This is a genomic window from Bacillus sp. GW823-FHT06A10 (assembly GCF_058795375.1).
In genome coordinates, this window is the sequence record NZ_JBXAHT010000001.1 from 35845 (window position 1) to 48590 (window position 12746).

Sequence of the window (12746 nt, forward strand, 5' to 3'; positions counted from 1 at the left end):
CCTAACTTACATCATTTACTTGTGTTAGTTTTTGGGAAAGACGGGAATTTATACTTAAAAATTGAAAGTTCATAAAGAAAAGGAAGAGTGGTGAATGGCTCTTCCTTTTTAGCATTTTAATTTGTTTTTTGTTCTTTAATAGACTTCACTAATTTCATCATTTCCGCTCGTATATCTTCTTTTTTTACATTTAATTTTTCGGCAATTTGTTTAATGTCCATTCCATCTTTTTTCATTTTTAATACATCGTCAAGAGAGGTATTGCTTTTTTGAGAGATGATTGTTAACACAGTAAGATGACGCAATTTGATGTTATATTCTTTCATTTTTTGCTTTAGCTGATCCGGTGTGGATTTTTGCATAGTTGCTAACTGTTGTAGCAGTGCTTGCTTTGTTTCTTTACTCATATGATGCTTTTTCAGCTTACTTGGATCTACACCGAAATGCTCGGCTGTTTTCTCCCAAGATTTATTTTGCTTATAGTAAGATAAAACATCTTTTATTTCTTGTTTACTGATTCTTGCAATATGAGCAGCTTTCCAAATTTCATGTTTGTTATAGCCGAGTTTTTCTAGCGATTGCATTTCTTCTTCTGAAATTGGTTTATGGTGATGCATTGTTACTTCTTTTGGCGTGGCAGCGGAAGCGGGGAAGGTAGATATCCCGCATAATAATGCTGTCATAGTCATACAAACAGCGATTTTTTTGTACATGTAAACTCCTCCTAGATGGATAATGTAGAAAACTGTACACATATCATTTCCATAAAATGTGAAATACTTGTGAACAAGTTAAGTTTTTTTATTCACAGCATGGAATGATGTTTTTAGAAGTTTTCCAACATAAAACATTGATTAATAGTAAAAAACTAAGGTATAATCGAAATTGAAAATCAATATCAATACCAATAATAAACTTATACATATAGATAAAAATAAGGGAGAGATAAATATGACTACATATACTTCCATCGCTAATGTGATTAAAGAAAGGCGCTCTGTTCGTACATTTACAGACAAAGCAGTAGAAAAAGATTTATTAATTGAACTATTAAACGATGCAACATGGGCACCAAATCATAAGCACCGTGAACCATGGAATTGTAAACTATACATCGGAGAAGGCCGCAAGAAATTAGTAGATGCAGTATTAAACTCTTTCACAGAAGAAGAAAGAGCGAAACGCGGTAAAATTTTATCAGATCGTTTCTTAAGCACGCCTGCACAAATCGTTGTATATATAAATGAAGATCCGCGTCAAATTCAGCGTGACGAAGATTACGCTGCAACATGTGCATTTATGCAAAACTTCCAGCTTCTTGCTTGGGAACGCGGATTAGGTTGCGTTTGGAAATCAGGCGGATTGAACTACAATCCATTATTTATAGAAGGAATCGGTTTAACAAGAGGACAACGTATCGTTGGAATTCTTCATATCGGCTATTTCGATAAAGCGCCAGAAGGAAAAGCGCGTACTCCGATTACGGAGAAGATGGAGATTATTGAAGGTTAATTGATGAGACATTCTCGTTTTTGCGGGGGTGTCTTTTTATTATGCAATCAATCCTCATGAAAGCTTGTTTTTCATCATACACTTTCTTAAGGGAAAGTGTAAGGAGGGAAAATAATGAGAGCAAGTGACGATAAAGCACTGCAATATGCGATTGCGGAAATTACGGAAATTGCGACTGGATTTGGGCTTGATTTTTATCCAATGCGTTATGAAATATGTCCAGCGGAAATTATTTATACATTTGGTGCATATGGGATGCCGACAAGGTTTTCACATTGGAGTTTTGGAAAACAATTTTTCAGAATGAAATTACAATACGATTTGGGACTGAGTAAAATATACGAACTCGTTATTAACTCTGATCCATGTTACGCCTTTTTATTAGATACGAACTCTTTAATTCAAAACAAATTAATTGTCGCGCACGTTTTAGCACACTGTGATTTCTTCAAAAATAATATTCGTTTTTCAAATACGAAGCGAGATATGGTAGAAAGTATGTCAGCGACAGCTGAACGGGTGAAAGCATATGAGCATAAGTACGGAAAAGAAGAAGTAGAAACATTTTTAGATGCCGTACTTGCCATTCAAGAGCACATTGACCCGTCGCTCATGCGTCCCAAACTTGCGTGGAGTATTGATGATTTAGAAGAAGAAGTAGAAAAGAAAAAGGTATCACAATACGATGATCTATGGAATTTAGATGATCGAAATAAAAAACAAGAACGCTCTAATATACGTAAAAAGAAGAAAATCCCGCCGCAACCAGAGAAAGATTTACTCCTCTTTATTGAAGAATATAGCCGTGAGCTAGAAGATTGGCAGCGTGATATATTAACGATGATGCGTGAGGAAATGTTATATTTTTGGCCGCAGCTTGAAACGAAAATCATGAACGAAGGCTGGGCGTCCTACTGGCATCAACGCATACTTCGTGAAATGGACTTAACATCTGATGAAGCAATTGAATTTGCAAAATTAAATGCGGGTGTTGTACAGCCATCAAAAACAAGCATTAATCCATACTACCTCGGTATTAAAATGTTTGAAGATATTGAAGAACGGTACAACAATCCAACAGAAGAAATGAAACGACGAGGCGTAAAACCAGGATCTGGCCGTGATAAAATGTTTGAAGTACGCGAAATTGAATGGGACGTATCGTTCCTAAGAAACTACTTAAATAAAGATCTTGTTATGCGAGAAGATATGTACTTATTCCAGCGCCAAGGAAAAGAATATAAAGTAATAGATAAAGAATGGGAAAATGTGCGTGATCAACTCGTAAATATGCGGACAAATGGTGGGTTCCCGTACTTAGTAGTAGAAGACGGAGACTACTTAAAGAACGGAGAATTGTACATTAAACATAGTTACGAAGGAATCGAGCTCGATTTAAAATACTTAGAAAAAGTATTACCATATCTTCATCAACTATGGGGAAGAACGGTGCATATGGAGTCCATTGTGGAGAGTAAGGGTGTTGTGTTTTCTTATGATGGGAAGATGGTGCACCGGAAGTATGTGTGATGGAAAGAACGGACATAGGATACTGTGTCCGTTCTTTTTTATTTGGAACAAGGTCAAATATGCTATTCTTTAAAAAAGGGAGTTACATAGAGAAATGGAGCGATTCAAATGAGCAAAATAGGGGTATGTAAGGTTGATATTACGCCGCCTGTAGGTATTGATTTTGTCGGATATCATAGAGAGGCAGGCATAAATAATGTTGAAGAACGTATTTACGGGACAGTTTTTGTATTTGAAAAAGATGAAATAAAGACTGTGTTTATAAGCATTGATAATATCGGTATGTTAGTAGAAGATACGAATATGATTCGTGAACGAGTAGCGAGTGAGGTTCATGTGCCAGTTGAGCGAATAACTGTTGTTTATACTCATACGCATTCCGGTCCAGAGACAGTCGGTGATGATCCGCTAGTGCAGTCGTATAAAATGATTTTAGTAAATAATGTAGTACATGGTGCTGTTACTGCAAATAACAATTTAAAGCGATGCGAAGTTGGATGGGGTGTTACGACAGGTGATATTGGGGTCAATCGAAGAGAGAGAACATCTGATGGAAAAGCGAAGATGGGAACAAATATAGATGGTGTTGTAGATAAACGAATTGGTATGTTAGCAATAAGAGATGCTGAAACGAAGGAGTTATCTGGGGTTTTAGTATTTTGTACTGCGCATCCGAATGTTTTAAAAGGTGATAGTGATGAATTATCAGCGGATTATCCTGGAATGACGAGAGAGATTCTAGAGCAGATAGTGAACTGCCCTGTTATTATCGTTCAAGGTGCCGCTGGAAATGTGAATGCGAAATATCGCGGTTCAAGGGAAGCGTTAAAACAAATGGCCTATTTACTTAGTGGACATGTATTAACGATGTTGCCAACAGTTACATATAGCTCAATTGTAAATTTAAGAACAGTTTCGAGTATGATGCAAATGAAGTTGAATGATATTCCTGAATTTGATGAGATACGAAGCATGGCTCGATTAGCCGAGAAGCAGTGGGGCGTGAATACGGACGAATGGCTTACTATCGTATTAGAGAAATATAGGCAAGGTATTCGGCGGTTAAGTATTGATTTAGAAGTGCAACTGTTTCAAGTTAATGATGGGATTTTCTCTGGCATACCGATGGAACCATTTTCAGAAACTGCCCTAGAAATGAAAGAAATCCTTCAAAATGAATTAGTTTTCTTTGGTGGATATATGAACGGATATCTTGGTTATTTACCCACAAAAGACGAATATGCATATGGCGGATATGAAGTAGAATTAAGTCCTATTGTGTATGGAACAGTTACAAATTTGTTAATGCCACCGGGAGAGAATACTGCGGAGCTGATTGTGAAGAAGGTTACGGGTTTATGTAATAAAGTGAACCTTTAATGAGACAGATTTTTGAACGCAGAGTAAAGAATATGACTAAGTGTGTGATTTTGTTAAGTCAACGTAATTAATAATGATTATTATTATTAATTACGTTGACTTTTAAAAAAAGAAAAACTAGAATTTATAAAGGGATCTTCAATTGTTCGCTATCATTTGTATAGGAGGTAAGTTATGGTGTATAGCTTTATTTCTATAAGATGTAGGTTGGCTCTTTATAGTTTTGGTGTTATTTTTATCTTTTTTTGTATAGTATTTTTGGTGAATCAAAAGGTGTATGCAGAAGATGTACCGTGGACATCAGTTTCAAATGAGGGAGAACGTGTACTTTTTCAAGAACAATCTTTGTATAGTGATGATCGAAGGGGAGAAGATCTTGTTTCGCCTTCATTTGAAGGGCGTAAACATGGTAGGGAAGATTGGGGAGCCTTCTTAGAAAATACGAAGTTAAATTATTCACCTAACATTCTTACCTATTCTGTTATAGGAATAGATGATCGAATACGGGTTAATGATACAACTTCATATCCGTATAGTGCCGTAGTCCATATAGCAACTCAGTATAATAGTGGAGAAATTTATGGATGTACAGGAGCACTAATTAGTAAAGATACAGTGCTGACAGCTGGACATTGTATTTACAATAAAGAAATTGGTGGATGGGCAACAAATGTTATTGTAACTCCAGGACGTAATGGAGGACAAGCACCGTATTTACCTTATAAAGGAACAAAACTTTACTCGGTAAGTGGATGGACTGATAACGAAAATTCAAATTATGATTATGGAACGATTAAATTAAATGGGTCTCCAGGAGATTATACAGGTTGGTTTGGATATAGAACTACCTATGTAGAATCACCAAAAGGTTTACTTGCGGTGATTCCTGGATATCCAGCTGATAAAATAGGAAATGAACGTTACACAATGTGGAGAGATTATGGTCCAATTGAAGATGTTAATCCTAGCAGACTAACATACAAGATTGATACTTATGAAGGGCAAAGTGGATCACCTGTATATCATTATTTTGATACAGGTATCAAAATAATAGCCATTCATACAAGAGGGAATAAAAATATGAATTTTGGAAATCGGATAACAGACAATGTGTTTAATAATATTAAAAGATGGTCTGAATAAATATAGTAAATCCATTTGGATTCATTTTCTTAGAATTTGGTATTTAAGAAATTTAAGCGAAATATATTTAACTTCAAGTGAAACTATTGAGTTTGGAAATTTAAATGTAGGTGTAGTTCAGTTATCTAAAGCAAGTATGCCCTCATACTACACCATCTTTAGGTATTGATGTAATAGTAAAGAAAGTTATAGAACAGAGCTATATGAAAAAGAACTTGGAAATATCTAAGTTCTTTTTTTGTTTCAAATTTGTGAAAGAAAGACATATTGATTGAAATTAAATTTTTTATACTCTATCATATACCCATACGGGTATAGGTTTTTGTGGTACATGAGAAAATTAAATAATATGGAGGTTTAAAATATGTCCAGAAAAATAGTTGTAGTAGGCGGAGTTGCCGGCGGGGCATCAGTAGCTGCAAGGCTTCGTCGTTTAAGTGAGGAAGATGAAATTATTATGGTTGAACGCGGTGAATACATTTCATTTGCAAACTGTGGATTGCCATATTATATTGGCGGTGTCATTACAGAAAGACAAAAATTATTAGTACAAACTGTTGAAAGGATGTCAAAGCGTTTTAATTTAGATATACGTGTATTGAGTGAAGTGGTAAAGATTAATAAAGAAGAGAAAACAATTACTATAAAGAATGTAACTACAGGTAAAACATATAACGAGGAATATGATGTTTTGATTCTTTCACCAGGGGCGAAACCAATTGTTCCACCTATTCCGGGCATTGAAGAAGCAAAGGCGTTGTTTACGTTACGAAATGTACCTGATACAGATCGTATAAAAGCGTATATTGATGAGAAGAAACCACGTCATGCGACGGTTATTGGTGGTGGATTTATTGGAGTGGAAATGGTTGAGAATTTAAGAGAACGTGGGATTGAAGTTACTCTTGTAGAGATGGCAAATCAAGTAATGCCACCAATCGATTATGAAATGGCAGCATATGTGCATGAGCATATGAACAAGCACAATGTTGAGCTTGTTTTTGAAGATGGTGTAGATGCATTAGAAAAGGGCGGGACTGTTGTACGTTTAAAAAGTGGTTCAATTATAGAGACAGATATGATTATTTTAGCAATTGGTGTACAACCAGAGAGTAGTTTAGCGAAGGATGCAGGATTAGCATTAGGAGTTAGAGGGACGATAAAAGTAAATGAGAAATTTCAAACATCGGATCCACATGTATATGCAATTGGTGATGCGATTGAAGTGAAAGATTTTGTTACAGAAACAGAAACGATGATTCCTTTAGCGTGGCCAGCTAATCGTCAAGGTCGCATGTTAGCAGATATTATTCATGGTCATACGGAGTCTTTATATAAAGGTACGTTGGGAACTTCTGTGGCTAAAGTTTTTGATTTAACAGTTGCTTCGACTGGAGTGAATGAGAAAATATTAAAACGACTAAATATACCCTATGAGGTAGTACATGTACAGGTAAATTCTCATGCAGGATACTATCCGAATGCTACGCCAGTGCTAATAAAATTAATCTTTAATAAAGAAAGCGGAAAAATTTACGGAGCACAGGCTTTAGGGCGTGATGGGGTAGATAAGCGTATCGATGTTATTGCAACGGCAATGAAGGCAAATTTAACTGTAATCGATTTACCAGATTTAGAATTATCATATGCCCCGCCGTATTCTTCTGCAAAAGATCCAGTAAACATGGTGGGGTATGCTGCAAGTAATATAGTAGATGGTTTTGTGGACACAGTGCAATGGCATGAAATAGATCACATTGTTGAAAATGGTGGGTACCTTATTGATGTTCGAGAACCTAATGAACTAAAACAGGGAATGATTAAAGGCTCTATTAATATTCCATTAGATGAATTACGTGATCGATTGGAGGAAGTACCAATGGACAAAGAAATATATATCACTTGCCAACTTGGTATGAGAGGGTATGTTGCAGCGCGTATGTTAATGGAAAAGGGATATAAGGTAAAGAATGTAGATGGTGGTTTTAAGTTGTATGGGACAGTATTGCCAGAACGTGTTGTATATTAATATTTTTCATCTTCTACTTAAAAATTTAGTGGAAGATGAAAATCTATAGATTAAGGTTTTATTTTTTGGTTTGCGAACATATAAGACAAAAATTAAAAATAGGGGTTTACAAAATACCCTATAGGGTATAATATATTGTCATAGGTTATAAATGGTGACATAATGGTAATGAGGTGATTATAGAATGGAATATAATCAAGATATGAAAAATAGATTGAAACGTATTGAAGGTCAAGTTCGTGGTGTGCTTCGTATGATGGAAGAAGGAAAAGATTGCCGAGAAGTTATTACACAGTTAACAGCATCTCGTTCTGCACTTGATCGTACAATTGGACTCGTTGTTGGAACGAATTTAGAGCAATGTTTGCGTGAACAGTTTGAAAGTGGTAATGGTTCAAATGAAGAGTTAATTAAAGAAGCTGTTCAATTACTTGTAAAAAGCCGATAATCTGTCAAACGTAAGTGTTGACAGATTTTCAAAAACGTTTTAATATACCCCTACAGGTATACGTATATAAATTGTGGAGGAATCGATTATGAGTATAAAAGTGGATATGAGTTTAGATTGTAAAGGTTTGGCTTGTCCGATGCCTATTGTGAAAACGAAGAAGGCAATAGAAGGGTTAACACCAGGGCAGGTGATTGAAGTTAAGGCAACAGATAAAGGATCTACGGTAGATATAAAAAGTTGGGCGGGTAAAGTAGGACATCAATATATCGGGACGAAACACGAGGGTGATGTATTGGTGCATTATGTTAGGAAAGCAAACGAGCATGAAGTGAATGAAATTGTGAAATATCCTCATACAATTATGAATGCAGAATTACAGTCTATATTGTCTAATGGAGAAGAGAACATTGTATTAGATGTTCGCGAAGCAGCGGAATTTGCTTTTGGCCATATTCCATCCGCCATTTCGGTACCATTAGGTGAATTAGACAGCGCAGTGTTAGATGAGACAAAGCAAATTTATGTTATTTGCCGAACTGGTAATCGCAGTGATATAGCTTGCCAAATGTTGAATGAGAAAGGTTATTTAAATGTGAAAAATGTCATTCCAGGTATGGTAGAGTGGCAAGGGAATATAGAGAAGTAAATTTTTTTGAACAAAAATATACCTATGGGGGTAATTAAATGAATGTTAAACCGTTACAAGCAAAAGATGTGGCAGAGAAAGTTTTATTCGGAGAGTTATTTATTTTAGATGTTCGTAATGAGACGGATTATGAAGATTGGAAAATTGAAGGGAAACAAGTTTCTTCTATTAATAGACCTTACTTTGACTTATTAGATGGTGTAGATCATATTGTAAGTGAATTACCTAAAGATAAAGATGTTTTAGTAGTATGTGCAAAAGAAGGGTCTTCTATATTTGTGGCAGAGCAATTAACAGAGGCGGGATTACAAAATATTTATTATTTAGCTGGTGGCATGAAAGCTTGGAGTGAATATGTGAAGCCGTTAAAAGTAGGGGATGTACAGGGCGGAGGAAGTATATATCAATTTAATCGCCTTGGAAAAGGCTGTTTATCTTATATGGTTGTTTCTAACGATGAAGCAGCAGTTATTGATGCAGTAAGAACGGTTGAAGCATATGAGGAGTTTGCGAAAGAGCATGGTGTTACGATTACGAATGTAATGGATACACATTTACATGCAGACCATATTTCTGGTGGGCGTAAGTTAGCAGAAAAGGTAGGTGGTACGTATTGGTTACCGCCAAAAGATGCCGAGGAAGTCGTTTTCTCATATGAACCACTTGTAGAAGGATCTGTTATTACGGTGGGGGGTACAAAGATTGAAATTGACGCGTTATACTCACCAGGGCATACGATTGGAAGTACGTCATTTATTGTAGATGATTCTTATTTATTATCAGGCGATATTTTATTTGTAGATTCAATTGGACGTCCTGATCTTGCTGGTAAGGCTGAAGATTGGGTGAGTGATTTAAGAAATACGTTATATACACTTTATAAGGAACTGTCTCAAGATTTAATTGTTTTACCAGCTCATTATTCAAAAATAAGTGAAATGGATGAAAGTGGTATTGTTAGTGCGAGCTTACATGATCTATTTAAAGAGAATGTAGGGTTAAATATTGCTGATGAAATAGAGTTTCGTAAAACTGTGACAGAGAACTTACCGCCACAACCAAATGCATACGAAGAAATTCGTCAAACGAATATGGGGAAAATTCATCCGAGTGTGGAAGAAGAGCGTGAAATGGAGATTGGCCCAAATCGTTGTGCAGTGCATGAGTCATTATAAAAATAACAAATTGGAGGAATTGATGATGAATATAAAACAAGTATTAGATGCGAAAGGTTTAGCATGTCCAATGCCGATTGTAAGAACGAAGAAAGCGATGGATACTTTGCAAACTGGAGAAGTGTTAGAAGTACATGTAACGGATAAAGGATCAGTTAAGGATATTCCAGCGTGGGCAAATAAAGGTGGTCATGACATCGTAAAGCATGTAGAAGAAGCTGATGTGCTGAAATTTTGGATTAAGAAGGCGTAGGAAAAAATATTGTTATAAATGCAGAGAGGGTGGTTATATGAACACAATAGTAAGTACGCTTTTCATTGTACTTGCTACATGGTTTGTTATTTCACGATTTTTACCAGTGAAAGGTGTGCAAAATATCAGTGGAAAAGAATTAAAGAATATAGTGGAAAAAAAGGGGAAACAATTTATCGATGTTCGTACAGTAGGTGAATATAGAGGAAATCATATGAAAGGATTTCAGAATATCCCGTTAAATGAGTTAGCTAGTAGAGCAAGTCAGTTAGATAAAAATAAGGAAGTAATCGTTATTTGCCAAAGTGGAATGAGAAGTAAGCAAGCTGCAAAGATGTTGAAAAAACTAGGGTTTCAGCAAGTAATAAACGTTTCAGGTGGTATGAATGCTTTGTGAGGAGGGACTTTAAAATGAAAGAAATGACAGCAAAAGAATTAGAAGAAAAATTGTTACGTAAAGAAGCAGTAAATATCGTAGATGTCCGTGAAGTAGCAGAAGTAGCAGAAGGAAGAATTCCAGAAGCATGTAATATTCCGCTAAGGCTATTAGAGTTTCGAATGCATGAGTTGGATAAAAAGAAAGAGTATATTATCGTTTGTCGCTCTGGCGGAAGAAGTGGAAGAGCAGTTCAGTTTCTAGAGAGCTACGGTTTTCAAGCAATCAATATGATAGGTGGTATGTTAGCGTGGGAAGGTAAAGTCATATAGTGAAGTAAGTGATTTGGGCCTTTTTATAAACAGATAAATACCCCTATAGGTAATTGGAGGGAGAACAATATGGAACAACAGAAGAAAACGACAATCGTGTTATTTAGCGGAGATTACGATAAAGCAATGGCTGCTTATATTATTGCAAATGGTGCAGCGGCGTATGACCAAGAGGTAACTATTTTTCATACTTTCTGGGGATTAAATGCTTTAAGGAAAGATGAACATGTGAATGTAAAGAAAACATTTATAGAAAAAGTATTTGGAAAAATGATGCCACGCGGTGCCGATAAGATGGGATTATCCAAAATGAATTTTGCTGGCATGGGGCCAAAGATGATTAAAGGCATTATGAAAAAACATAACGCAATGCCTTTGCCAGATTTAATTGATTTGGCGAAAGAACAAGGAATTAAACTTGTAGCTTGTCAAATGACAGTAGATTTATTAGGGTTAAAAGAGGAAGAGATTATGGAAGGGGTAGAGTTTGCAGGCGTAGGGGCATATTTAGCAGATGCTTCGGATGGGAATGTAAACTTATTCATTTAAATCACCTTCTTTTTAGAAGGCGGGGGATGTAAGATGAGCTTAGTCGTATTACTTTTTATAATTGGGTTTATAGGATCGTTTATATCAGGAATGGTTGGGATTGGTGGCGCGATTATTAATTATCCAATGATCTTATACATTCCAGTATTGCTAGGATTTACTGGCTATACGTCACATGAAGTGAGCGGTATTACAGCGGTACAAGTATTCTTTGCAACTTTTGCAGGCGCGTGGGCATACCGGAAAAGTAATGACATGAATAAAACGTTAGTTATGTATATGGGAGCTAGTATATTAATAGGAAGCTTCATAGGGAGTTTCGGTGCTAACATATTAGAGGAACATACAGTCAATGTTGTTTATGCAGCATTAGCTACAATTGCAGCTATTATGATGTTTGTACCGAAACAAAATAATAGTGGAGATGTGAAGTATAATAAATGGTTAGCAAGCTTGTTAGCGTTCGTTGTAGGGGGAGCTTCAGGCATTATAGGAGCTGGAGGTTCATTCCTTTTAGTTCCCATTATGCTAGTTATTTTAAAATTACCACTGCGCATGACGATCGCGACATCTATCGCTATTACGTTTATTTCCTCAATAGGGATTACTACAGGAAAAGTGATTACTGGGCAAGTAGTTATCATTCCAGCTCTAATTATTGCGGTTGCCAGTATATTTGCTGCGCCACTTGGAGCACGAGTCGGGAAGAGGCTAAATCAAAAAGTACTGCAATATGTATTGTCCACTTTAATTGTAGGCACTGCTGTTAAAATGTGGATCGATATGATATCAAAATAAAAGGATGGTGCTGCTTACAGCCCATCCTTTTATTTATTGCCCGTAAACCTAACGGATTATAGTTTTACTTTATGCCCAAATAACTTTCATTAAGTTTTTATATTCGTCATTTGCTAATTTATATAGCATTCTCGTATGTTCAAAGACAAGTGCTGGATTAAAGTTTGGTTCTGAGAATGCAAGAGATGCTGAAATATCAATTGCATTTTGCTTGTTTAATGTGAATTTTGCAAAGCGATAAGATGTGTTTAATTCATTAATAACATGTAAAATATCATTTGTTGATGTTGCATCAGGCACGTGAGCAACATTGAAGCAGTATATATCTACCGTAGGATGTTCGTTTTGGAAAGCAGCGATAAGTTGAATTTTTGCGCCAGCTTCTGTCTCTAATCCTACTGAAAAATGAACAGAGCCATCATTTTCATCTATATTTTCTTCCATGTATATATCGTTGGATTTTAAGTAGTCTTTAAAATCTGAGATGTTATGTTTTACTGCAGCTTTCATATGTATGAGCCCCCTGATAATTGGAATAGATTGCTACTATTTATTATAATTTAAAAATATTA

15 protein-coding genes are annotated in these 12746 nt (G+C 35.8%); 13 read left to right on the forward strand and 2 right to left on the reverse strand.

Features of this window, described 5'->3' with window-relative positions:
* Window positions 1-116: 116 nt before the first annotated feature.
* Window positions 117-713, reverse strand: coding sequence for a hypothetical protein (locus AC1Q8M_RS00230; protein WP_141532540.1), 597 nt, complete (start codon window positions 711-713; stop codon window positions 117-119).
* Between the two features lie 238 nt (window positions 714-951).
* Between AC1Q8M_RS00230 and AC1Q8M_RS00235 the strand changes: the two genes are divergently transcribed.
* The 13 genes from AC1Q8M_RS00235 to AC1Q8M_RS00295 all read left to right on the forward strand — a co-directional run bounded on the left by AC1Q8M_RS00235 (window position 952) and on the right by AC1Q8M_RS00295 (window position 12174).
* A complete protein-coding gene (locus AC1Q8M_RS00235; protein WP_000214819.1) occupies window positions 952-1512 on the forward strand; it encodes a nitroreductase family protein in 561 nt (186 codons plus the stop codon).
* 114 nt (window positions 1513-1626) lie between these two features.
* Window positions 1627-3042, forward strand: coding sequence for a stage V sporulation protein SpoVR (spoVR, locus tag AC1Q8M_RS00240; RefSeq protein WP_098361155.1), 1416 nt, complete (start codon window positions 1627-1629; stop codon window positions 3040-3042).
* A 108-nt stretch (window positions 3043-3150) separates the two neighbouring features.
* Window positions 3151-4422, forward strand: a complete 1272-nt coding sequence (locus AC1Q8M_RS00245; RefSeq protein ID WP_097946849.1) for a neutral/alkaline non-lysosomal ceramidase N-terminal domain-containing protein — start codon at window positions 3151-3153, stop codon at window positions 4420-4422.
* A 174-nt stretch (window positions 4423-4596) separates the two neighbouring features.
* Window positions 4597-5565 carry a trypsin-like serine peptidase gene (locus AC1Q8M_RS00250; RefSeq protein WP_086422276.1) on the forward strand — a complete coding sequence of 323 codons (969 nt, stop codon included), beginning with the start codon at window positions 4597-4599 and terminating at the stop codon, window positions 5563-5565.
* Between the two features lie 364 nt (window positions 5566-5929).
* Entirely contained in the window at window positions 5930-7594 is a 1665-nt protein-coding gene (gene cdr / locus AC1Q8M_RS00255; protein WP_492334106.1) for a CoA-disulfide reductase, read from the forward strand.
* A gap of 184 nt (window positions 7595-7778) precedes the next feature.
* The gene (locus tag AC1Q8M_RS00260) at window positions 7779-8042 is read left to right on the forward strand and encodes a metal-sensitive transcriptional regulator (RefSeq protein WP_000456206.1); all 264 of its coding nucleotides are present in this window, start codon (window positions 7779-7781) and stop codon (window positions 8040-8042) included.
* Between the two features lie 88 nt (window positions 8043-8130).
* Window positions 8131-8691: a sulfurtransferase TusA family protein gene (locus tag AC1Q8M_RS00265; RefSeq protein WP_098361158.1), complete on the forward strand. Its 561-nt coding sequence runs from the start codon at window positions 8131-8133 to the stop codon at window positions 8689-8691.
* Window positions 8692-8729: 38 nt separating this feature from the next.
* On the forward strand, window positions 8730-9866 hold the full coding sequence (locus AC1Q8M_RS00270; protein ID WP_098361159.1) for an MBL fold metallo-hydrolase: 1137 nt from the start codon (window positions 8730-8732) through the stop codon (window positions 9864-9866).
* A 22-nt stretch (window positions 9867-9888) separates the two neighbouring features.
* Window positions 9889-10119: a sulfurtransferase TusA family protein gene (locus AC1Q8M_RS00275; RefSeq protein ID WP_016513699.1), complete on the forward strand. Its 231-nt coding sequence runs from the start codon at window positions 9889-9891 to the stop codon at window positions 10117-10119.
* Between the two features lie 37 nt (window positions 10120-10156).
* Window positions 10157-10516 (forward strand): rhodanese-like domain-containing protein, encoded by a 360-nt coding sequence (locus AC1Q8M_RS00280; RefSeq protein ID WP_141532539.1) that lies wholly within the window; start codon window positions 10157-10159, stop codon window positions 10514-10516.
* Window positions 10517-10530: 14 nt separating this feature from the next.
* Entirely contained in the window at window positions 10531-10827 is a 297-nt protein-coding gene (locus AC1Q8M_RS00285; protein ID WP_098400878.1) for a rhodanese-like domain-containing protein, read from the forward strand.
* A 69-nt stretch (window positions 10828-10896) separates the two neighbouring features.
* Window positions 10897-11376, forward strand: coding sequence for a DsrE/DsrF/DrsH-like family protein (locus AC1Q8M_RS00290; protein ID WP_000437741.1), 480 nt, complete (start codon window positions 10897-10899; stop codon window positions 11374-11376).
* A 33-nt stretch (window positions 11377-11409) separates the two neighbouring features.
* Window positions 11410-12174 (forward strand): sulfite exporter TauE/SafE family protein, encoded by a 765-nt coding sequence (locus tag AC1Q8M_RS00295; protein ID WP_000060742.1) that lies wholly within the window; start codon window positions 11410-11412, stop codon window positions 12172-12174.
* Between the two features lie 69 nt (window positions 12175-12243).
* Here AC1Q8M_RS00295 and AC1Q8M_RS00300 read toward each other — a convergent pair whose 3' ends face one another.
* A complete protein-coding gene (locus AC1Q8M_RS00300) occupies window positions 12244-12684 on the reverse strand; it encodes a hypothetical protein (protein WP_000642361.1) in 441 nt (146 codons plus the stop codon).
* Between the last annotated feature and the right edge of the window lie 62 nt (window positions 12685-12746).

Excerpts from the sequence above, each read along its gene's own strand:
- AC1Q8M_RS00230 (WP_141532540.1), bottom strand. The coding sequence starts at position 713 with ATGTACAAAAAAATCGCTGTTTGTATGACTATGACAGCATTATTATGC.
- AC1Q8M_RS00235 (WP_000214819.1), top strand. The coding sequence starts at position 952 with ATGACTACATATACTTCCATCGCTAATGTGATTAAAGAAAGGCGCTCT.
- spoVR (WP_098361155.1), top strand. The coding sequence starts at position 1,627 with ATGAGAGCAAGTGACGATAAAGCACTGCAATATGCGATTGCGGAAATT.
- AC1Q8M_RS00245 (WP_097946849.1), top strand. The coding sequence starts at position 3,151 with ATGAGCAAAATAGGGGTATGTAAGGTTGATATTACGCCGCCTGTAGGT.
- AC1Q8M_RS00250 (WP_086422276.1), top strand. The coding sequence starts at position 4,597 with ATGGTGTATAGCTTTATTTCTATAAGATGTAGGTTGGCTCTTTATAGT.
- cdr (WP_492334106.1), top strand. The coding sequence starts at position 5,930 with ATGTCCAGAAAAATAGTTGTAGTAGGCGGAGTTGCCGGCGGGGCATCA.
- AC1Q8M_RS00260 (WP_000456206.1), top strand. The coding sequence starts at position 7,779 with ATGGAATATAATCAAGATATGAAAAATAGATTGAAACGTATTGAAGGT.
- AC1Q8M_RS00265 (WP_098361158.1), top strand. The coding sequence starts at position 8,131 with ATGAGTATAAAAGTGGATATGAGTTTAGATTGTAAAGGTTTGGCTTGT.
- AC1Q8M_RS00270 (WP_098361159.1), top strand. The coding sequence starts at position 8,730 with ATGAATGTTAAACCGTTACAAGCAAAAGATGTGGCAGAGAAAGTTTTA.
- AC1Q8M_RS00275 (WP_016513699.1), top strand. The coding sequence starts at position 9,889 with ATGATGAATATAAAACAAGTATTAGATGCGAAAGGTTTAGCATGTCCA.
- AC1Q8M_RS00280 (WP_141532539.1), top strand. The coding sequence starts at position 10,157 with ATGAACACAATAGTAAGTACGCTTTTCATTGTACTTGCTACATGGTTT.
- AC1Q8M_RS00285 (WP_098400878.1), top strand. The coding sequence starts at position 10,531 with ATGAAAGAAATGACAGCAAAAGAATTAGAAGAAAAATTGTTACGTAAA.
- AC1Q8M_RS00290 (WP_000437741.1), top strand. The coding sequence starts at position 10,897 with ATGGAACAACAGAAGAAAACGACAATCGTGTTATTTAGCGGAGATTAC.
- AC1Q8M_RS00295 (WP_000060742.1), top strand. The coding sequence starts at position 11,410 with ATGAGCTTAGTCGTATTACTTTTTATAATTGGGTTTATAGGATCGTTT.
- AC1Q8M_RS00300 (WP_000642361.1), bottom strand. The coding sequence starts at position 12,684 with ATGAAAGCTGCAGTAAAACATAACATCTCAGATTTTAAAGACTACTTA.